The organism is Streptococcus sp. OH4692_COT-348 (assembly GCF_003859975.1).
Classification (GTDB): Bacteria; Bacillota; Bacilli; order Lactobacillales; family Streptococcaceae; genus Streptococcus.
Genome location: NZ_RQZB01000002.1, coordinates 14,951 through 35,175, shown reverse-complemented (window position 1 = coordinate 35,175; position 20,225 = coordinate 14,951). Strand labels below are relative to the sequence as shown.

19 protein-coding genes are annotated in these 20,225 nt (G+C 42.3%); 1 reads left to right on the top strand and 18 read right to left on the bottom strand.

Annotated features, from left to right (window positions below; translation table 11 throughout):
• Window positions 1–29: 29 nt before the first annotated feature.
• The 9 genes from EII37_RS01030 to EII37_RS00990 all read right to left on the bottom strand — a co-directional run bounded on the left by EII37_RS01030 (window position 30) and on the right by EII37_RS00990 (window position 8,984).
• The gene (locus tag EII37_RS01030) at window positions 30–368 is read right to left on the bottom strand and encodes a YlbF/YmcA family competence regulator (RefSeq protein ID WP_124787296.1); all 339 of its coding nucleotides are present in this window, start codon (window positions 366–368) and stop codon (window positions 30–32) included.
• Between the two features lie 10 nt (window positions 369–378).
• Window positions 379–1,482, bottom strand: a complete 1,104-nt coding sequence (locus EII37_RS01025; RefSeq protein WP_124787295.1) for a prephenate dehydrogenase — start codon at window positions 1,480–1,482, stop codon at window positions 379–381.
• A gap of 9 nt (window positions 1,483–1,491) precedes the next feature.
• Entirely contained in the window at window positions 1,492–2,658 is a 1,167-nt protein-coding gene (aroC, locus tag EII37_RS01020; protein WP_084927390.1) for a chorismate synthase, read from the bottom strand.
• Between the two features lie 9 nt (window positions 2,659–2,667).
• Window positions 2,668–3,735 (bottom strand): 3-dehydroquinate synthase, encoded by a 1,068-nt coding sequence (gene aroB, locus EII37_RS01015; protein WP_084927389.1) that lies wholly within the window; start codon window positions 3,733–3,735, stop codon window positions 2,668–2,670.
• Between the two features lie 18 nt (window positions 3,736–3,753).
• Window positions 3,754–4,608, bottom strand: coding sequence for a shikimate dehydrogenase (locus EII37_RS01010; protein WP_084927388.1), 855 nt, complete (start codon window positions 4,606–4,608; stop codon window positions 3,754–3,756).
• Window positions 4,598–5,275: a type I 3-dehydroquinate dehydratase gene (gene aroD, locus EII37_RS01005; protein ID WP_084927387.1), complete on the bottom strand. Its 678-nt coding sequence runs from the start codon at window positions 5,273–5,275 to the stop codon at window positions 4,598–4,600. The genes EII37_RS01010 and aroD overlap by 11 nt, the downstream gene beginning before the upstream one ends.
• Entirely contained in the window at window positions 5,272–6,435 is a 1,164-nt protein-coding gene (locus EII37_RS01000; RefSeq protein ID WP_185695932.1) for a class I SAM-dependent rRNA methyltransferase, read from the bottom strand. The genes aroD and EII37_RS01000 overlap by 4 nt, the downstream gene beginning before the upstream one ends.
• Before the next feature lie 184 nt (window positions 6,436–6,619).
• Window positions 6,620–8,254, bottom strand: a complete 1,635-nt coding sequence (locus tag EII37_RS00995; RefSeq protein WP_124787294.1) for a hypothetical protein — start codon at window positions 8,252–8,254, stop codon at window positions 6,620–6,622.
• Entirely contained in the window at window positions 8,235–8,984 is a 750-nt protein-coding gene (locus EII37_RS00990) for an ABC transporter ATP-binding protein (protein ID WP_124787293.1), read from the bottom strand. The genes EII37_RS00995 and EII37_RS00990 overlap by 20 nt, the downstream gene beginning before the upstream one ends.
• A 177-nt stretch (window positions 8,985–9,161) precedes the next feature.
• Here EII37_RS00990 and EII37_RS00985 point away from each other — a divergent pair, with 177 nt between their 5' ends.
• A complete protein-coding gene (locus EII37_RS00985) occupies window positions 9,162–10,616 on the top strand; it encodes an alpha-amylase (protein ID WP_124787292.1) in 1,455 nt (484 codons plus the stop codon).
• An 89-nt stretch (window positions 10,617–10,705) separates the two neighbouring features.
• Here EII37_RS00985 and alaS read toward each other — a convergent pair whose 3' ends face one another.
• From alaS to EII37_RS00940, 9 genes are all read right to left on the bottom strand, one after another.
• Window positions 10,706–13,324: an alanine--tRNA ligase gene (gene alaS / locus EII37_RS00980; protein WP_124787291.1), complete on the bottom strand. Its 2,619-nt coding sequence runs from the start codon at window positions 13,322–13,324 to the stop codon at window positions 10,706–10,708.
• 20 nt (window positions 13,325–13,344) lie between these two features.
• Window positions 13,345–13,830: an LURP-one-related/scramblase family protein gene (locus EII37_RS00975; RefSeq protein ID WP_049488628.1), complete on the bottom strand. Its 486-nt coding sequence runs from the start codon at window positions 13,828–13,830 to the stop codon at window positions 13,345–13,347.
• 274 nt (window positions 13,831–14,104) lie between these two features.
• Window positions 14,105–14,356: a hypothetical protein gene (locus tag EII37_RS00970; RefSeq protein ID WP_084862450.1), complete on the bottom strand. Its 252-nt coding sequence runs from the start codon at window positions 14,354–14,356 to the stop codon at window positions 14,105–14,107.
• 149 nt (window positions 14,357–14,505) lie between these two features.
• The gene (locus EII37_RS00965) at window positions 14,506–15,576 is read right to left on the bottom strand and encodes an ABC transporter substrate-binding protein (protein WP_124787290.1); all 1,071 of its coding nucleotides are present in this window, start codon (window positions 15,574–15,576) and stop codon (window positions 14,506–14,508) included.
• Window positions 15,573–16,346: an ABC transporter permease gene (locus EII37_RS00960; protein WP_124787289.1), complete on the bottom strand. Its 774-nt coding sequence runs from the start codon at window positions 16,344–16,346 to the stop codon at window positions 15,573–15,575. Before EII37_RS00960 ends, EII37_RS00965 begins: the two co-directional genes overlap by 4 nt.
• A complete protein-coding gene (locus tag EII37_RS00955; RefSeq protein WP_124787288.1) occupies window positions 16,343–17,149 on the bottom strand; it encodes an ABC transporter permease in 807 nt (268 codons plus the stop codon). The genes EII37_RS00960 and EII37_RS00955 overlap by 4 nt, the downstream gene beginning before the upstream one ends.
• A complete protein-coding gene (locus EII37_RS00950) occupies window positions 17,130–18,287 on the bottom strand; it encodes an ABC transporter ATP-binding protein (protein ID WP_000742895.1) in 1,158 nt (385 codons plus the stop codon). Before EII37_RS00950 ends, EII37_RS00955 begins: the two co-directional genes overlap by 20 nt.
• Window positions 18,288–18,446: 159 nt before the next feature.
• Window positions 18,447–19,352, bottom strand: coding sequence for a UDP-N-acetylmuramate dehydrogenase (gene murB / locus EII37_RS00945; protein WP_124787287.1), 906 nt, complete (start codon window positions 19,350–19,352; stop codon window positions 18,447–18,449).
• Between the two features lie 112 nt (window positions 19,353–19,464).
• Window positions 19,465–20,217, bottom strand: a complete 753-nt coding sequence (locus EII37_RS00940) for a YhfC family intramembrane metalloprotease (RefSeq protein WP_124787286.1) — start codon at window positions 20,215–20,217, stop codon at window positions 19,465–19,467.
• Window positions 20,218–20,225: the final 8 nt, after the last annotated feature.

Genomic DNA, 20,225 nt, shown 5'->3' with positions numbered 1-20,225 from the left:
AAAATTTCTGACTTTATGATAGTTATTTCTTATTTTAGCAATTCTGAAACTGGTTCGAAAACAATTTTTTCAATGTCAGAAAGGTAAATTGCCAATTGTTGTTGCTTAGTAAAGAATTCTGACAAAAGGCTGTTTCCCTGAATCTGCTTGCCAAAGCCTTCCATCTTAGCTTGGAAGGAAGCATCTGGTATTTGACCTGTCTGGGCTAGTCTTTGAATTTCCTCTTGGAAAGCAACGTACTCTGTAAAGATTTTACTTGCCTCAGCATCTGCCGAAATCGCATCTTTAGCTGCCTTAACAGCCTTGTATTCTGGTAATTCGCGCAGACCGCGACTAAGTTCATTTGCACTATCGTAAATATTTGACATGATTTTCTCCTTATTTGATGACGACTGTGTAGTCGGTATTTTCTGTTATGAGATGCTCAGCTCTTTCCAAGTCTTGAGCATTTTTAAATGAAATTTGTAGGATCCCGTGAATATCTTCACGGTTTTCCTCGTTGATATGAATATTGACCAAGGAAGTTCCACGCAGTAGTTCCAAAATCCGCAGGATGACATCTTCTTCATCGGGAACATCGACATAGAGGTTATAAGAGCTATCCACACCACCACGCTTATGGATTTCCATAGCCTGACGTTGCTCACGCGCTTGGTTGAAAAAATTCCAAATCTGCTCTTCATCTCCCTTGCTAATAGCCTGACCAACCTCATCTAAACGTTCCTTGAAATCCTCAATTCTCTCTAGGATAGTCTCACGATTGGACAAAAGAATGGACGTCCACATCCCTGGCTCGCTTTCCGCAATTCGAGTCATATCTCGAAAACCACCGGCCGCAAAGCGCCTTGCCATCTCATGTTCTTGAGCATAGACCGCGGTCTGTTCCATGAGACTGGAAGCCAGAATATGAGGAAAATGGCTAATCTGAGAAGTGACTCGATCATGCTCCTTGGCATTAATTTCGATAAAACGAGCATGAAGACCTGAAAGCAAGTCCTTCATTTCCTCAAGTGTGTCAGAACTTGTCAGGTTCGAAGGCGTGAAGATATAATAGGCATTTTCAAAAAGATTGACATCTGCCGAAGCAGCTCCTGTCTTGTGACTACCAGCCATGGGATGGGCCCCGACAAAGCGAACAGATTTGCCAGCCAAATACTGCTCCGCTGCATCCACAATGGCTGACTTGGTCGAACCAGCATCTGAAATAATCACGCCTTCTTTCAAGTCCAAGTTGGCCAATTCCTTAATGAAAGCAATGGTTTGTTTGATTGGCAAGCTGAGAATGATGATATCTGCCAAAGGAGCAAAACTGGCAAAATCATCTGTTGCACGGTCAATCATGCCTTCTTTCAAGGCGATATCTCTCGAGGCTTGACTGCGATTGTAACCTAAAATTTCATAATCTGGATGATCGCGTTTGATGCCAAGTGCCATAGAGGCACCGATCAACCCAAGACCTGCGATATAGATTGTTTTTGCCATAGGAACTCCTTAATAGTTCTTTGTATAGTCTCGATGTTTGGCCACTGCTTCTTTTAATTCCTCTAGATTATCTGATGAGAATTTTTCAAGGATTTCTTGTGCCAGAACCGTTGCCACAACGGCTTCCATAACTACACCAGCTGCTGGAAGAGCAGTAGGATCACTTCTTTCCACCGTTGCTTTATAGGGTTCATGGGTTTCAATATCCACACTCATTAGTGGTTTGTAGAGAGTAGGAATGGGCTTCATAACTCCACGAACAACGATAGGCTGGCCATTGGTCATACCACCTTCAAAGCCACCCAGATTATTAGTACGACGAGTATAGCCGTCTTCTTTAGACCAGAGAATTTCATCCATAACTTGGCTGCCTTTACGATAACCAGCTTCAAAACCAAGACCAAATTCTACCCCTTTAAAGGCATTGATAGAGACAACTGCCTGAGCCAATCGCGCATCCAATTTTCTATCCCATTGGACATAGGAACCAAGACCAACTGGAACACCTCCGACGACTGTCTCCACAACCCCACCGATGGTATCACCGTCACGCTTGATTTGGTCAATATAGTCCTTGATTTCCTGCTCTCTTTCTTGGTTGACAATAGAAACTTCAGACTGGGCAGCTCTTTCCTTAATTTCAGCAACTGTGAGATTCTCAGGAACATCGATTTCCTTACCACCAAAGACCACGACATGGTTGGCAATCTCCATATCCAGCTCAGCCAAGAGGCGTTTAGCTACAGCCCCGACTGCCACTCGCATGGTGGTTTCACGAGCTGATGAACGCTCCAAAGAATTTCGCAAATCATCAAAACGGTACTTGATACCCCCAACCAAGTCGGCATGACCTGGACGTGGATGGGTGATTTTTCGTTTGCTTTTAAGGCGGTCTTCAATGTCCTCCGCAGACATGATATCCAGCCATTTCTGATGGTCCTTATTGACGACATCCATTGTAATAGGAGCCCCTGTCGTCTTCCCATGGCGAACGCCAGAAGTAAAGATAACTTGGTCGCTCTCAATCTTCATACGACCACCACGACCGTAGCCACCCTGACGGCGCTTAAGGTCCTCATTGATGTCCTCAGCTGTCAAAGGAAGTCCAGCTGGAATTCCTTCAATGATAGCCGTCAGACGGGGACCGTGTGATTCTCCTGCAGTTAAATATCTCATACACTCTCCTTATTTTACCAAGTAGTCTTTCATTTCTTCCAGAGAAACTGGGTGGATAGTCGCTGAACCAAACTCTGGCACCAAGACTAATTTCAGAGTATTACCACGCGCTTTCTTGTCATGAGTCAAAGCCTGATAAAGCTTGTCAACATCCCAGTTTTCATAATCAACAGGCAAGCCAAATTTCTGACACATAGCTGTAATGGACTGAGTTATACCAACTGGCATGAGACCTTTTTCCTCAGCAACCTTGGAAATCTGTACCATGCCCATGGCCACAGCTTCTCCATGCATGACCTTTCCATAACCAGCCGTTGCTTCAATGGCATGGCCAATAGTGTGGCCAAAATTGAGGTAAAGGCGTACACCATTGTCCAACTCATCCTCAACTACCATCTTGCGCTTGACCTGACAAGAATGTTCAATCAAGGTCTCCGCATGTTCCAGAATGCTCTCCACAGAACCATCCAGTTTTGTCAAAAGAGCCCACAGTTCTGGATCCTCAATCAAGCCATACTTAATGACCTCACCCATTCCTTCAATCAACTCTCTTTTTCCAAGCGTTTCAAGAACAAGTGGGTCAATCAGAACCCCGTCTGGTTGGGCAAAGGTCCCCACCATATTTTTAGCAAATGGAGTGTTAACGCCTGTCTTTCCACCAATAGAAGAATCCACCTGGGCTGTCAAGCTAGTCGGTATCTGAACAAAGTGAATGCCCCGCATATAGGTAGAGGCTACAAAACCAGCCAAGTCCCCAACGACACCACCCCCGAGAGCCACGATTCCATCGCTACGAGTCAAACCCTGCTTAACTAAAAATTCATAGACTTTCTGAACAGTTGTCAGATTTTTCCGTTCTTCGCCTTCTAAAAAGTCAAAAACAGCTACCCGAAAACCAGCATCTTCTAGGCTGAGTTTGACCTTCTCCGCATAGAGAGAGGCTACATGGTTGTCTGTTACGATAACCACTTTTTGTGGTTGCCAAAGTTCTCGCAACCATTGACCAGCCTGAGCCAGACAGCCTTTTTCAATTTGAATATCATAAGGATGATGAGGAATATCGATTCTGATTTTCATAGGAGAATCTCCTTTTCTTTATTGGTATTTTTCTGTTAAGGACCGCCAAATCTCTTCCGTCGGCATTTCCTTGCCTGTCCACAGTTGAAAAGCTTCTGCAGCTTGATAAAGCAACATTCCCAGACCATTAACCGCTGGATTGCCCTGACTTTTAGCCCATTTCAAAAATGGTGTTTCAAAGGGTTGGTAAATGATATCTGCTACTAAGAGAGTTTCTGGTAAGACTATGTTGTCAGGAACTGGAGACGATTGGCCATCCATGCCCACACTGGTGGCATTGACCAGTAAATCCGACTCAGCAATCCTTGCTTGCAGTTCAGAAACATCTTCTAAAGCATACAAGTCCACCTTAAAACCTGTCTGCTCCTGTAACTTGTCTAGGTAAGGTCTTGTTTTTTCCATCGAAACCGAACGAACAAAAACCGAAATCTGGCTGACGCCATCCAAAATAGCTTGTGCCAGAATGGACTTGGCCGCACCACCAGCACCCAGCAGAGTCATCTTTTTACCTGTAATTGTAAAAGAAGGCAAGCTCTTAAAAAATCCCTTGCCATCTGTATTATATCCAATTAAATTACCATTCTCATTGACAACCGTATTAACCGCACCAATCAATCGCGCTTCATCGCTCAATTCATCTAAATAAGAAATCACCTGCTCCTTATAGGGCATGGACAGGTTGATGCCAAACATCTGGTAGCGACGAATATTGGCTACTGTTTCTGCCAAATCACCCGCTTCAATCTCCCAAGCCACGTAAGCACCATTGGTAGCTGTCGCCTCAAAGGCACTATTGTGGATAAAGGGGGAAATAGAATGCTTAATAGGATTGGCAACAACGGCAGCTAAACGTGTATAGCCATCAAGCTTCATCCAAAATCTCCCGAATTTTTTTCATGTTAGCTAAGGAAATCTGACCAGGAGCACTAGCTTCATCTAGACTAGCAAAGGACCAGCTAGAACCCGTCACATCCGCAGTGATACGAGAAACCTTGCCCACCTTACCCATAGAAATGGTCACATATTCCTGATCAGGATTGAGGGTTTTAAAGCCTCGTGTATAGTTCATCAAGTCTAGCACATCCTGCTCCGTGTGAGCCATCACCGCAACCTTAACAAGTTTTGGATTTAAGCTCGTCAACTCTGACAAGATTTCCATCATGTTTTCAGGTGTTTCTTGGAAATTGTGGTAACTCAAAACGAGATTTGGGAAGTCCAACATTTCCTCAAAAACATCCTTGTAGCTGTAATACTCAAAATCAATATAGTCTGGTTGATAGAGTTGCGCCACTTCCTTGATTAGATGGATATATTCTTCTGGAGAAAGGTCGATTTCTCCCCCTTCAGAGCGAGTTCTCAGCGTGAAAACCAACTCACGGCCAGCGAATTTTTCAAAAATAGCTGGAGCTACCTGCAAAATCGCTTCCTTAGGCAGATAGTCGGCACGCCATTCAATGATGTCGGCATCTAGGTACTTCGTGGCATCCAGAGCCTGAGCCTCCTCTAAACTTCTTGGCATTACTGAAACAATTAATTTCATTTACTAACCTTCATACTAATTACCTTGAGGTAATTACTACTTTCATCTTTTTTATTATAGGCAAAATCTGCTGGAAGACCGTATTTATTTAAAATCTGGTAACTTCTTCCTGCAAAGCCTTTATCAATTTGTTCTGTAAATTTCTGGCGGGAAACATTGGCAGCATTGGTACTGGCAATGATAAGCCCTCCCGGATTTAAAATCTCAAGACTCTGGGAAATCAACTTGTGATAATCCTTGGCCACAGAGAAAGTTTGTTTTTTGTTCCGAGCAAAGCTAGGCGGATCTAAGACAATCACATCGTAAGTCAAGCCTTTTCGCTTAGCATACTTGAAATACTCAAAGACATCCATGATTATGAAACGATGGTCGTCTGTGCTGATTCCATTTGCCTGAAAATGCGCTTGAGACAATTCTCGTGAACGTTTGGCTAAATCAACAGAAGTTGTCTGGCTTGCTCCCCCCATGGCCGCAGCTACTGAAAAAGCTGCTGTATAAGAAAACATATTGAGCAAGGATTTACCCATAGCCAATCCATCAACTAAACTACCGCGAACTTCATGCTGGTCTAGGAAAATCCCTGTCATCAAGCCATCATTCATAAAGACTTGATAGAGGACACCATTTTCCAAAACAGTGAAAAATTCAGGTGCTTCTTGGCCATAAATATGGGCAGATTCATAGTCCAAACCCTTAAAGCGGATCTTCTCATATACTCCTAAAACCTCAGGAAAAACCTGTCTAAAGGCTTCTGAGATAACCTTGCGAATCTGATAAACATAAGAGTTATACCAAGAAAAGACAGCGTAGTCGCCATAAAGGTCCACTGTCAGACCGCCAAAGCCATCTCCCTCTTGGTTGAAGAGACGAAAGGCAGTTGTCAATTCATCTTGATAGTAGGCACTTCTCTTTTCTTTAGCTTGTCTAAACAGCGTTTCAAAGAAAGCTTGACTGAAGGTCACCTTGTCTGTGCTCACAAACCATCCCAAGCCCTTGTTTTGCTGAGAAAGATAGGCAGTACCAAGAAAGGTGCCTTCTTGACGATAGACTTCTACTTCCTGATCCTTGAGATGAACGTCTGTAAGGTCGCTAGCTTCTAGTAAAACTATTCCTTTAGCGAGCTTCTTTTCAACCCTTTTGCTGACTCTTATTCTATTCATAGTCACTATTATAGCAAATTTTGTGACAATTCTCAAAAAAGAAACTACCCTTGCTTTTTTACTTTCATTTTAAAAAATAGTATACTATACTAATAAAAAGTTAGAAATATTGGTATGAGAATCACAATAAAAGATGCTCTTCCGTCTTGGAGGAGCATTTCTTTTTATCAAGTAACCAACTAGCTCATCTTTTTTCTATTTCTGCCAATATGCGTGACAGGTAGTAATGATAGCCAAAAATAGCAAGACCAAGCAAGAGGATAAGAGCTCCTACTCCCAAGCTAATGGCAAGGACAGGGGCGAGAGACTGAACCAAGAATATGCTCCCAATTACAAGGGCCACCAGGATTACACTATAAATTACCAACAGAACCGTTGCGACTATACCATTTGAGCGATTTAGTAATTCCGTAATACTGCCCCAATTGGTTGATAGATTTTTAAAATCCTTAAAATAGTAATGGCAAGAAAGGATGACACTAGCAAGGAACCATGCCACAAGAAGGTAAATCATCGAAAGGATGGGCAAGCCTAAATAAAGGGAAATACCAAGTAAAATCAAGATAGGTAAAAAGGACTGAACAACAACTAAAATCCAAAATTTAATTTTTAGATAGCGGGCAAAATCAAAGGGCAAACTTTTAAGAAAATGAAAATTTTCCCTCTCCAGAGATAGCCCGATTGAAGGTAGACTTGTGATATTGTTATTTAAAACTGCTATATGCACTCCCACAAAAAACAAGGGTAACCAGTATAGAGGATGAATGTCTGGAACTATCTGAGAATCTCGGATTTTGGAAATCAGACCGATCATCATGAGATAAGGAAGGAAAGTACTTGTAAAAAGCACTGTAATGACGCTAGTCCCTTGTCCTAAGAGAGAAAGGTTATAGCGTAAAACCATACGTAAAAAACCCTTTTTAGTCGTTAAAATCCCCTCTTTACTGCGACGTTCTTTCTTGACCTTCTCCTCACTGTTAAGCAGAATCACGTCATAAAAACGAGGAAAAACCTTCTTTTTGCTCAAGTAAAGCAAGAAGAGAGTTAGTCCTATCCAAGCGAGCAGACCCAGGATGGCTTCTGTCGAAAAAGGCTCCACTGCTATTTTGTAAAAGAGATGAAGAGGATAAAGGAGAAATGGAATGTCTCTAACTTTGTCAACAATACGTCCAGAAGTCGACTGTAGAAAGAAGACATATATTAAAGGTATGAGAACTCCTATCCCAATCATCACATTCGAAAAAATAGACTGATACTTTCTGAAGACCGTAGTCTGAGCCAAGAAATGTACGGCCACTACCATCACTAAAGTAACAGAGACAAATAATAAGGCCAAGGACAGCAGCATCAAAGGCAAGCCCAGCCAAAGAGAAGGAGCTAGCCTAATGTAAAGGGCTAGAAAATAAGCTGGGATTGGTAAAATTCCAGTTAGAGCTGGCAAGAGAACAGACAGTCCTTTAGCGATTATAATCTCTGATTCTTTAAAAGCATAGGGCCTATAAGATGCCAAGTCCTTACTCTCATAAAAGACATTGTAAAAGGCAGTGAAAGAAGTTGAAAAGGCAACCACTAGTAAAATAGCAACCATAAAACTAAAATAAATAGGCATTTCCTCAAAAGGAAAATGAATGGCTATAATACTAAAAAAGATGAGCATCAAGAGACTGAAAAAAATGTAAGAACTTAGAACTCTAGCGGAAACATTTACTTTTTTATCAGGATTCTTGGCCTGCTTCTTTCGTAGGTTAGCCAGATTAGCTTCTTTAGATGAATAGAGGATATTGATATCCACTAATTTTTTAATGACCTTGAGACGCATCTGAAACCTCCTCTTTTCTACCAGCAAGGCTAAGGTAGATACTTTCCAAAGACTGGTCTGGGTGGTCTTTTCTCAAGTCCTCTACGCTACCACAATAAATCAAATGCCCCTTTTTCAAAATGGCAATCCGATCACAGACTTGCTCTGCCACCTCTAGGACATGGGTTGAAAACAAGACCGTCTTGCCTTTTTGCGCATGCTCCTTCATCATTTGCTTCAAATCAAAGGCAGCCTGGGGATCCAAACCTGTCAAGGGTTCATCCAAGACCCAAATATCGGGATCAGACAAGAGTGCTCCGATGACAAAGACTTTCTGACGCATTCCGTGAGAAAGGGTTTCAATAACCTGATAACGATTTTCAGCAAAATCAAAAACACTCAATAGCCTAGCTAAACTAGCCTCCAAGTCAGAGCTGCTCAGATTATAAGAGGAGGCGATTAATTCCCAAAATTCATTGGCTGTTAAGCGTAAAAATAAGTCAGGCGGGTCTGCTACATAGCCAATTTTTCGTTTAATAGATAAACGATTTTCCGATAACTCCTGACCGTCTACTAAAATACGACCACTGCTGGGTGAAATGATACTGACTAGGGATTTTATAGTGGTCGATTTTCCAGCACCATTATGGCCAATCAAGCCCATAATCTCCCCATTTTCAATCTGCAGATTGAGATTGCTCAAGGCCTCTTTATCACCATACAACTTACTAACATTTTGAAATTCGATCATGAGAAATCTCCTCTCTTTATCTATGTAATTTACTATCATTATAGCGCTTTCATTTTAAAAATCAACATTTTATATAAGATAGTCAAAAACTTATTATTCAGTTTTACGCAAACGTTTGAGCTAACCGATACTTTATGATAGAATAAAGAACAAGATTGACAAGTAAGAGGAAACATCATGCAAAATCAAACACTCATGCAATACTTTGAATGGTATCTGCCTCACGACGGTCAGCACTGGACGCGTCTGGCTGAAGATGCTCAACACCTAGCTGATCTCGGTATCAGCCATGTCTGGATGCCACCAGCTTTCAAGGCTACCAATGAAAAAGATGTAGGCTATGGGGTCTATGACTTATTCGACCTAGGAGAGTTTAACCAAAAAGGAACTGTCCGCACCAAATATGGTTTTAAAGAAGACTATCTTCAAGCTATTCAAGCCCTAAAAGCGCAGGGAATTCAACCCATGGCCGATGTAGTTCTCAACCACAAGGCTGCTGCAGATCACAGGGAAGCCTTTCAGGTTATCGAAGTTGATCCAGTAGACCGTACAGTTGAACTTGGAGAACCCTTCACCATCAATGGCTGGACTAACTTTACCTTCGATGGACGCCAAGATACCTACAATGACTTCCACTGGCACTGGTACCACTTCACAGGTACAGACTACGATGCCAAACGCAGCAAGTCTGGGATTTATCTGATCCAAGGGGACAACAAGGGCTGGGCAAATGAGGAATTGGTCGATAACGAAAACGGAAACTACGACTACCTCATGTATGCCGACCTAGACTTTAAGCATCCTGAAGTCATCCAAAACATCTATGACTGGGCTGACTGGTTCATGGAAACCACTGGTGTAGCTGGTTTCCGCTTGGATGCCGTTAAGCACATCGACTCTTTCTTCATGCGCAATTTTATCCGTGATATGAAGGAAAAATACGGTGAGAATTTCTATGTTTTTGGTGAATTTTGGAATCCTGACAAGGAAGCCAATCTAGACTACCTTGAAAAAACGGAAGAACGATTCGACCTTGTTGATGTTCGTCTCCACCAGAATCTCTTTGAAGCCAGTCAAGCTGGCGCAAACTATGACCTTCGTGGTATTTTCACAGATAGCTTGGTTGAACTCAAGCCCGACAAGGCTGTAACCTTTGTCGACAATCATGATACACAACGAGGACAAGCCCTTGAGTCTACTGTTGAAGAATGGTTCAAACCAGCAGCCTATGCTCTCATTCTATTACGCCAAGACGGCCTTCCATGTGTTTTTTACGGAGACTACTATGGGATTTCAGGGCAGTATGCTCAACAAGATTTCAAAGAAGTTCTTGGCCGCCTCCTAGTCATCCGAAAAGATTTGGCCTATGGAGAACAAAATGACTACTTTGATGATGCTAACTGTATCGGTTGGGTACGCTCAGGTGCTGAAAATCAATCCCCAATCGCAGTCCTTATCTCAAATGACCAAGAAAACAGCAAGTCAATGTTTGTCGGCCAAGAATGGGCTAACCAAACCTTTGTAGATTTACTTGAAAACCACCAAGGTCAAGTTACAATTAATGAGGAAGGTTATGGACAATTCCCAGTCTCAGCAAGATCTGTAAGTGTCTGGGCAGCTAATACTATCTAATAGCCTATAATTATCAAGCCAGGTCCAAGCGGATTTGGCTTTTTTGTAGTTACAAAAAGACCTACCCAAGTGGATAGATCTTTATTATCTTACAATTTACCTGCTACTGCATCCAACAATTCTTGGATTTTCGCTTGGTTGCTTCCTCCTGCCATGGCCATGTCTGGTTTACCACCACCACGTCCATCAACGATTGGTGCTAATTCTTTGACAAGGTTTCCTGCATGAAGGTCTTTTGTTTTACTTGCTACAAGGACATTGACTTTGTCACCGATAGCGGCAACTAGGACAAGAAGATCAGAGTAGTCTTTTTGTTTCCAGTTGTCCGCAAAGGTACGAAGGGCACCGGCATCAGATACAGATACTTGGCTAGCAATGTAACGGTGACCGTTGACTTCCTTAACGTCTTTGAAAATATCGCCTGCGGCTGCAGCTGCGGCTTTTTCTTTCAACTCAGCATTTTCTTTTTGCAATTGACGAAGTTGTTCTTGAAGTCCTTCTACCTTGTGAGGAACTTCCTTAACTTGAGGTGCTTTAAGAGTTGCTGCGACAGCTTTAAGAGCGTCCTCTTGTTCACGGTAGGCTTCAAAGGCTTCCTTACCAGTCACTGCCAAGATACGGCGAGTTCCTGAACCGATTCCTTCTTCTTTGACAATCTTGAAGAGACCAATTTCAGAAGTGTTGCCAACGTGGGTACCACCACAAAGCTCGATAGAGTAGTCACCGATAGTAACAACACGGACTTCCTTGCCGTATTTCTCACCAAAGAGAGCCATCGCACCCATTTCTTTAGCAGTGTCAATATCCGTTTCAACTGTCTTCACTTCAAGAGCTTCCCAGATTTTTTCGTTGACTTGCTGTTCAATAGCACGCAATTCTTCAGCAGTAACTGCTTGGAAGTGGGTAAAGTCAAAGCGAAGGAATTCAACTTCGTTAAGAGATCCTGCCTGTGTTGCGTGGTTTCCAAGGATATTGTGAAGTGCAGCGTGAAGCAAGTGAGTCGCAGTGTGGTTTTTCATAACACGGTGACGACGATTTGTATCAATTGCCAAGGTATATTCTTGGTTCAAGGCAAGCGGTGCAAGTACCTCAACTGTATGAAGAGCTTGTCCGTTTGGTGCTTTTTGAACATTGGTCACAGTAGCCACGACCTTACCTGACTCATCCAAGATTTGTCCGTGGTCAGCTACCTGTCCACCCATTTCAGCGTAAAATGGAGTTTCCGCAAAGATAAGTGAGGCAGTTCCTTCTGACACTGCTTCTACTTCTGCATTGTCAGCCACGATAGCAACCAATTTAGAAGACAATTGTGATGCTTCATAGTTAAAGCGACTTTCCACTGTGATGTTTTGAAGGGTTTCATTTTGCATACCCATTGAACCACCTTTGACAGCTGAGGCACGCGCGCGTTCTTGCTGTTCTTTCATGGCTGCTTCAAATCCTTCACGGTCAACAGTCATACCAGCTTCTTCAGCAATTTCTTCAGTCAATTCAACTGGGAATCCATAAGTGTCATAAAGTTTGAATACATCTTGACCAGCAATGACAGATTGACCTTTTTCTTTCAAGTCTGCCACAATGCCTTGGGCAAAGTGTTGACCTGAGTGAAGGGTACGAGCAAATGATTCTTCTTCGCTCTTAACGATTTTTTCGATAAAGTCACGTTTTTCAAGCACTTCTGGGTAGTAGCTTTCCATGATTTTACCAACAGTTGGAACCAATTTGTAAAGGAAAGGCTCGTTGATTCCCAATTTTTGACCATGCATAGAAGCACGACGGAGAAGACGGCGAAGGACATAACCACGACCTTCATTTCCTGGAAGGGCACCATCACCGATGGCAAATGAAAGAGAACGGATGTGGTCAGCGATGACCTTGAAGCTCATGTTGTCGCCATCTTGGTCATAAACCTTACCAGACAATTTCTCCACTTCACGAATGATTGGCATGAAGAGGTCTGTTTCAAAGTTTGTCTTAGCCCCTTGGATAACTGCCACCAAACGCTCCAAACCAGCGCCCGTATCAATGTTCTTGTGTGGCAATTCCTTGTACTCGCTACGAGGAACAGCAGGATCCGCGTTAAATTGTGACAAAACGATGTTCCAGATTTCGATATAACGGTCGTTTTCAATATCTTCTGCAAGAAGGCGAAGACCGATATTTTCTGGGTCAAAAGCTTCTCCACGGTCAAAGAAAATCTCTGTATCAGGTCCAGAAGGCCCAGCACCGATTTCCCAGAAGTTGTCCTCAATAGGAATCAAGTGACTTGGATCCACTCCCACTTCAATCCAACGGTTGTAAGAATCTTTATCGTCTGGATAGTAGGTCATGTACAGTTTTTCAGCTGGGAAGTCAAACCACTCAGGGCTTGTCAAAAGCTCATAAGCCCAAGTGATAGCCTCATCACGGAAGTAATCCCCAATAGAGAAATTCCCCAACATTTCAAACATGGTATGGTGACGTGCTGTCTTCCCTACGTTTTCGATGTCGTTAGTACGAATCGCTTTTTGGGCATTAGTAATACGTGGATTTTCAGGGATAATGGTTCCATCAAAGTATTTCTTAAGGGTTGCTACCCCAGAGTTGATCCACAAAAGAGTTGGATCATTTACAGGAACCAAACTCACTGATGGTTCTACTGAGTGACCTTTAGTCGCCCAGAAGTCAAGCCACATTTGGCGTACTTGTGCACTAGATAGTTGTTTCATATTGTCTCCTTATTGCTTGTTTAATTTGATTGACTTTCCAGCATTTCCACATAGTCAATAGCGACACAGAGGGAAATGACTAGATCTGCATAAGCGTCCTCCAGAACCGTTACGGTATAGGTAGAGGTCAGATGAAAGAGTTCTTTCCTGATTTCCGCAATCAACTGATCACGATCATCCAGTAGTTTGAAATTCAAATCCCAGATATTGCCCTCGATACGAAGCCCCAGATTATCAAACTCATACTTATCTCGCCAGAAGGTCAACTTCTTACGAATTACAAAACTCGATCCATCCTGAAGCTGAATCTCAAAACGAGGAAGTAGAGTCCAAATCTCTTTACTAATCTCACTGACTTGGTTACCAAATGCATCATAGATAGTAAAGGTTTTGGGAATTTTAAAAAATGATCCCTCTACCTGATAGGCGATTTCTCCCCTGTCATCCTTGATAGCAAAGCGCTCGCCTCCAAGACGAAACTTTTGTTTGACAAGAAATGTTTTCATCAACACATCCAAAAAATCAAAAGACAAGTTCATATCACGAAGGGCGAAAAACCGCGGTACCACCTTCATTCAATGAACTTGTCATTCTCTTATTCTTATGCAATTGTATGATTGAGTAGCATGACTTCCTAGCTTAGATGGCTCGCAGCACCGCCATTTCTCTGGACTAAGACAACTGAAAATCAATTCTCAACTTTCTTATTATATCGTTTTTTTAAGCTTGCGTCAACTGGAAATGATCCCCATTTAAATAACCCATTCCCTACATCTCTTCTTACTTTTTCAGGATATATTTTTTCTTACTGCTATCACTCTTTTTATCCCAACTTTTATCCCACATTTTCGAATTGCTAAAAATAGCTACGAAAATATTCCAAAATATAAAGTTTCCTATCACCAAATATATGGAATCAGTTGTTAGGTATTGTCGATCCAAACCATCCTTTAGATAGAATAGTATATATGTTTGGTTAAAAATCATTAATGTTGGCCAATAACTTTTTTTGAAAAAAGTAGACATTTTCATTATTTGTTACCGCTTTCTGTAAGGTTAAACTTAGTATACTACTAGACAGGCAAATAAGCAACTATCATAGAAAAAGATACCGTTATAAAAATTTCCTTTTACATAAAAAAACGAACCAGCTGACTGATTCGTTTTCATCCGTTTAGCTCCTACTTCCTATACATTTTAAACTGTAGGAAGAGGTCGCTATATTTTCCTGTCCATTTATGGTCAAATTTCTCATAAACTTCTAGGTGTTTCATGGTTTCAGCATCTGGATAGAATGCTTTGTCTTCTTTTTTCTCCTCTGGGAGCAGTTCCTTAGCTGGTAGGTTTGGTGTTGAATAGCCGACATACTCTGCATTTTTGAGAGCATTTTCGGGTTTCAACATAAAGTTGATAAATGCATAGGCTGCGTCTTGGTTTTTGACTGTTTTGGGAATGACCATATTGTCAAACCAAAGGTTGCTGGCCTCTGTCGGTACCACATAGCGTAGATTTTCATTTTTTTCTAGCATTTGGCTGGCTTCACCAGAGAAGGTCACGCCGATAGCAGCATTGTTCTGAATCATGTAACCCTTCATCTCGTCCGCCACGATGGCCTTAATATTTGGAGTCAATTTGTAGAGTTTGTCTACTGTCTCTTCCAACTGCTGTGAATCCTTGGAGTTGAGGCTGTAACCAAGCGAGTTAAGCCCGAGTCCCAATACCTCACGCGCCCCATCAAAGAGCATGATAGAGTTCTTATACTCTGGTTTCCAAAGGTCATCCCAATGCTCAGGCGCCTCATCTACCATTGTTTCATTGTAGACAATTCCCAAGGTTCCCCAGAAGTAAGGGATAGAGAATTTATTACCCAGGTCAAAGGACTGGTTGAGGAACTCTGGTCCGATATTTTCAAGACCTTCAAGTTTTGAATAATCAAGTGGTACCAAGAGGTCTTCGTCCTTCATCTTGTTAATCATGTATTCACTAGGAATGGCAATATCGTAGGTCGTTCCACCCTGCTTGATCTTGGTGTACATGGCTTCGTTGGAGTCAAAGGTCTCATACTGGACTTGGATTCCTGTCTCTTCTGTAAACTGAGTCAAGAGTTCAGGATCAATATAGTCTCCCCAGTTGTAGATAACCAATTTTTGACTATCTCGGCTATTGATTTTACTGTCTAGATGAGTCGCAATTCCCCATAAGACGAGGATAATGGCTACAATTCCTGCTAAAAATGAATAGAGTTTTTTCATGCTTGCTCCTCCTTCTCACGTGAGATAAAGTAATAACCAACCACTAGGATAATACTAAAGAGAAAGACAAGGGCAGACAGGGCATTGATTTCTAGCGAAATCCCCTTGCGAGCACGAGAGTAAATCTCGACTGACAGGGTTGAAAAGCCATTTCCCGTTACGAAGAAGGTCACGGCAAAGTCATCTAGCGAATAGGTGAAGGCCATGAAATAACCTGCAATGATAGACGGTGTCAGGTAAGGAAGCATGATTTCCTTGAACATCTGAAATTGACTGGCTCCCAAGTCGTAAGCCGCATGAATCATGTCGCCGTTCATTTCCTTGAGACGAGGCAAGACCATCAAGACCACGATAGGGATGGAGAAGGCCACGTGACTAGAAAGAACTGTCAAAAAACCAAGTGAAAACTTGAGTTGAGTAAAGAGAATCAAGAAGCTGGCACCAATCATAACGTCAGGTGCAACCATAAGGATATTATTGAGCGATAGAAAGGCTTCTTGGTATTTCTTACGAGACTGATAAATGTAAATAGCACCGAAAGTCCCGATAATTGTCGCAATCAAGGCTGACAGGAAGGCCAAGAAAAAGGTCTGAGTCACAATCAACATAAGGCGACCATCGCCAAACATAGTTTTAAAATGGCTCAAGCTAAAGCCTGTAAAGCTATTCATGTCATTGCCTGCGTTAAAGGCATAGCCAATCAGGTAAAAGATTGGCAGGTAGAGGACAAGAAAGACCATTCCCAGATAAATGTTAGCAAATTTTTTCATCGTTCTCTCCTTTCCTTAGTCACCCACATGGTGATGAACATGGTCAGGATGAGAATCACACCGATGGTTGAACCCATACCGTAATTGTCATTGGTCAGGAAGTTCTGCTCAATGGCAGTCCCCAAGGTGATAACGCGGTTCCCACCAATCAAACGGGTCAGCATGAAGAGACTCAAGCTGGGGATAAAGACGGACTGAACCCCACTTCTCACACCATTCATAGACAGAGGGAAGATGACATGACGGAAGGTCTCCCACTTGGTCGCACCCAAGTCATAGCTGGCATTGATGAGATTGTTATCCATATCGTCCAAGATATTGAAAATAGGCAAAATCATAAAGGGAAGCTCGATGTAGCTTGCGACAAAGATAAAGGAGAAATCGGTAAAGAGCAACTGTTGTGAACCGATTCCGATAAATTCCAAAAATTGGTTAATAGAGCCATTATGACCAAAAATCCCAATAAAGGCATAGGCCTTAAGAAGAAGGTTGATCCAAGTCGGCAGGATAATCAGCATGAGCCAGAGTTGACGGTGCTTGAGACGGGTCAAAAAGAGGGCTGTCGGATAACTGATAAGCAGGGTCATAAAGGTCACAATCCCTGCATAGAGTACAGAGTTGAAGCTCATTTTTAGGTAGGTCAAGTTTTGTGACGCAAAGTAAGATTTATAGTTTTCTAAACTAAGCTGGCCTTCGATATTGAAAAAGGATTGTCCGAAAATCAAGACCAAGGGTGCCAGGACAAAGAGGGCAATCCAAAGCATGTAGGGCACTACAAAGAGTTTAGAGCTTGTTTTCTTCATCTCTTTCCTCCTCGATTGCATTAATCAAACCTGCTTCTTGCTCTTCGATTTCCACGTATTCTTCGATACGGGCATCGAACTCTTCTTCGGTTTCGTTGAGACGCATGATATGGATGTCTTCTGGTTCAAAGTCCAGACCGATTTCCTCACCCACAATAGCCTTACGGGTTGAGTGGATCATCCATTCATTTCCAAGCTCGTCATAGGCGATAATCTCATAGTGCACCCCACGGAAAAGTTGAGTATCCACCTTAACTTGGAGCTTGCCTTCTTCAGGAAGGGTAATCCGCAAGTCCTCTGGACGAATAACGACCTCAACAGGTTCATTTGGCTTCATCCCTCCATCGACCGCTTCGAAGCGTTTGCCGTTAAACTCAACCAAGTAGTCCTCAATCATGGTACCAGGCAAGATGTTCGACTCCCCGATAAAGGTTGCAACAAAATGGTTAATCGGCTCATCGTAGATATCCACAGGTGTTCCAGACTGGACAATCTCGCCATCATTCATAACAAAAATCCAGTCACTCATGGCTAGTGCTTCTTCCTGATCGTGGGTAACAAAGACAAAGGTAATGCCCAATCGTTGTTGCAGTTCACGCAGTTCGTACTGCATATCTGTTCGTAATTTTAAGTCAAGCGCTGACAGAGGCTCGTCCAACAAAACCACACGAGGTTGGTTGATGATGGCACGGGCAATAGCCACACGCTGACGTTGTCCTCCAGAAAGTTTGCGGATGGAACGTTTTTCATAACCTTCCAACTGAACCATCTTGAGAACTTCCGCTACGCGTTTCTCGATTTCTTTCTTGTCAATTTTACGCAAGCGAAGTGGAAAGGCAACATTTTCAAACACATTCATATGTGGAAACAAGGCATAGGATTGGAAGACCGTATGGACGTCTCGCTTGTTGGTTGGGATGTCATTGATTCGGACACCGTCCAGTAAAATATCTCCTGTCGTAGCATCCAGTAACCCTGCAATGATGTTTAGGATGGTTGATTTCCCTGACCCAGATGCGCCTAAAAGAGTGTAGAATTTCCCTTCTTCCAACTCAAAGTTGATGTCTTTGAGAACCTTGGTATTGCTGTCTTCAAAAACTTTAGAGACGTTTTTGAATTCAATAATTGGTTTTTTCAATTGTCATTTATTCCTTCTTTTTCATAGATTAACAGATCATGGCTCTGTCAGGCCGCTACTACCTCGTGTAGGAGATTGAACTGCCTACATTCTTCTGCACTGACGATAGGCTTTCATCCCCTTTCCATGACATAGCAGCAGCTTTTTAACTACAGCTTCCTACTTGCTTTCACCTAAAATACGGACCTCTCTCTCAAGAGTAACGCCAGAGTGTTCTTTGACTTTTTCGATAACAGACTCAATCAAGTCCTCGTAGTCTTTAGCCGTTCCGTCAGCAACATTAATCATAAAACCTGCGTGTTTTTCTGAGACTTCTACTCCACCAATACGATAGCCTTTCAAGCCAGCTTCTGAAATTAATTGACCTGCAAAATGACCTACTGGACGCTTAAAGACCGAACCACAAGATGGATATTCTAAAGGTTGCTTGAGTTCACGTAGATGCGTCAAGCGATCCATTTCTTGCTTGATAACCTGATGGTTTCCTGGAGCAAGGGCAAATTTAGCTGACAAGACAACTGCACCAGACTCTTGAATTGCTGAGTGGCGGTAACCAAAAGCCAAATCCTTGACAGACAGGGTCTCGATTTCTCCATCCTTGGTCAAGACCTTACAAGACTGTAAGATATGGGAAATCTCGCCACCATAGGCACCCGCATTCATAAAGACAGCACCACCAACGCTCCCTGGAATGCCACAAGCAAACTCAAAGCCAGTCAAACTATGACGAAGGGCAATGCGAGTTGTTTCAATCAAGTTAGCACCAGCTTCAGCTTCGATGGTATAACCATCAACGGAAACATTATTGAGCTTGTCACACAAGATGACAAATCCACGAATCCCACCATCACGAACAATGATGTTGCTGGCATTTCCAAGAACCATCCAAGGAATATTTTCTTGATTGGCAAATTTAACAACGCGAGCCAACTCAAAATGATTTCGTGGAAAGACCAGATAATCAGCTTCTCCACCTACTTTTGTATAACTATAGCTATGCAAGGGTTCTTTAAAATGGATATCAATCCCTTCTAAAATTTCAAGCATTTTTTCTTTTACTGACATGACACTCTTCCTTTTACAAAATTCATTCCATTATACCATTTTTAAGACCATTTGACGACCCTAAAAAAATCTTGGGCTTATTTTAAACAAAAAAAGAGGTTTCCCCCTTTTCTTATGATTTTTTGCAAAAGATTGCCTTAGTTCCATAGGCAACTAGGAAAAGTTCAACTAATAGAATAACTTCAACCAAGACTGGACTTGTAATCCATCCTACTTGAGCTAGAGATGGTACCAGGTCAAAGAAGGCATGTAGACCATAGGCTGCTAGGAGATAAATCCATTTTTTCTGGCGAACAGCTTGGTAAACCCAAACAGTCAAGAGTAATTGGAAACCTAGCGCCAAGATTCTCTCAAAACCAAGCAAATAAATCTGCCAGACTGATAGCGACTGAATAGTTTTCAACATATTTTCAGACAGCAATTGCATGACCTGTGGATTTTGCGTTTGAACTGCTGAGAGAACGATGTAGAGATTAAGCAAACTAGTAAGACCTAGGAAAATCAACTCCAAGCCACCATGCCCCAATCCATAAGCCAAGGCATCTGCCTTTTCCAAACTTCTCTTTTTCTCCAACCATTTGAAGAAAATAAGACGAGCAGTTTCCTCAAAAAATGCTGCCATGGCTAGGCCATAGATGATATAGACAAGCGGATGGTCTTTCAAGAGGGTAATACTACCGTCTTTTTGAGGATGTAAAACCAAGATATGCACCAGTTTTTCTAAAATCTGTGAAGAGACAAAGAAAGCAACGGCCCCCAAGCCCAAGACAGCTAGATTAATCTGGTATTTCTTTTTGGCATACCAAATGCTTCCTAGCAAGAGAGCCAGCAACAGCACCATGGTAATGATAATATGAGTGGTCATTTTCGTCT

Bases quoted from the DNA above. Each gene is read 5' to 3' on its own strand.
- murB (WP_124787287.1), bottom strand. From the start codon at position 19,352: ATGTCAGTAAAAGAAAAAATGCTTGAAATTTTAGAAGGGATTGATATC.
- EII37_RS01030 (WP_124787296.1), bottom strand. From the start codon at position 368: ATGTCAAATATTTACGATAGTGCAAATGAACTTAGTCGCGGTCTGCGC.
- EII37_RS00970 (WP_084862450.1), bottom strand. From the start codon at position 14,356: ATGAAAATGTCTACTTTTTTCAAAAAAAGTTATTGGCCAACATTAATG.
- EII37_RS00995 (WP_124787294.1), bottom strand. From the start codon at position 8,254: ATGCGTCTCAAGGTCATTAAAAAATTAGTGGATATCAATATCCTCTAT.
- EII37_RS00955 (WP_124787288.1), bottom strand. From the start codon at position 17,149: ATGAAGAAAACAAGCTCTAAACTCTTTGTAGTGCCCTACATGCTTTGG.
- alaS (WP_124787291.1), bottom strand. From the start codon at position 13,324: ATGAAACAACTATCTAGTGCACAAGTACGCCAAATGTGGCTTGACTTC.
- EII37_RS01025 (WP_124787295.1), bottom strand. From the start codon at position 1,482: ATGGCAAAAACAATCTATATCGCAGGTCTTGGGTTGATCGGTGCCTCT.
- aroC (WP_084927390.1), bottom strand. From the start codon at position 2,658: ATGAGATATTTAACTGCAGGAGAATCACACGGTCCCCGTCTGACGGCT.
- EII37_RS00975 (WP_049488628.1), bottom strand. From the start codon at position 13,830: ATGAAAACATTTCTTGTCAAACAAAAGTTTCGTCTTGGAGGCGAGCGC.
- aroB (WP_084927389.1), bottom strand. From the start codon at position 3,735: ATGAAAATCAGAATCGATATTCCTCATCATCCTTATGATATTCAAATT.
- EII37_RS01000 (WP_185695932.1), bottom strand. From the start codon at position 6,435: ATGAATAGAATAAGAGTCAGCAAAAGGGTTGAAAAGAAGCTCGCTAAA.
- EII37_RS00985 (WP_124787292.1), top strand. From the start codon at position 9,162: ATGCAAAATCAAACACTCATGCAATACTTTGAATGGTATCTGCCTCAC.
- EII37_RS00965 (WP_124787290.1), bottom strand. From the start codon at position 15,576: ATGAAAAAACTCTATTCATTTTTAGCAGGAATTGTAGCCATTATCCTC.
- aroD (WP_084927387.1), bottom strand. From the start codon at position 5,275: ATGAAATTAATTGTTTCAGTAATGCCAAGAAGTTTAGAGGAGGCTCAG.
- EII37_RS00960 (WP_124787289.1), bottom strand. From the start codon at position 16,346: ATGAAAAAATTTGCTAACATTTATCTGGGAATGGTCTTTCTTGTCCTC.
- EII37_RS00940 (WP_124787286.1), bottom strand. From the start codon at position 20,217: ATGACCACTCATATTATCATTACCATGGTGCTGTTGCTGGCTCTCTTG.
- EII37_RS01010 (WP_084927388.1), bottom strand. From the start codon at position 4,608: ATGAAGCTTGATGGCTATACACGTTTAGCTGCCGTTGTTGCCAATCCT.
- EII37_RS00990 (WP_124787293.1), bottom strand. From the start codon at position 8,984: ATGATCGAATTTCAAAATGTTAGTAAGTTGTATGGTGATAAAGAGGCC.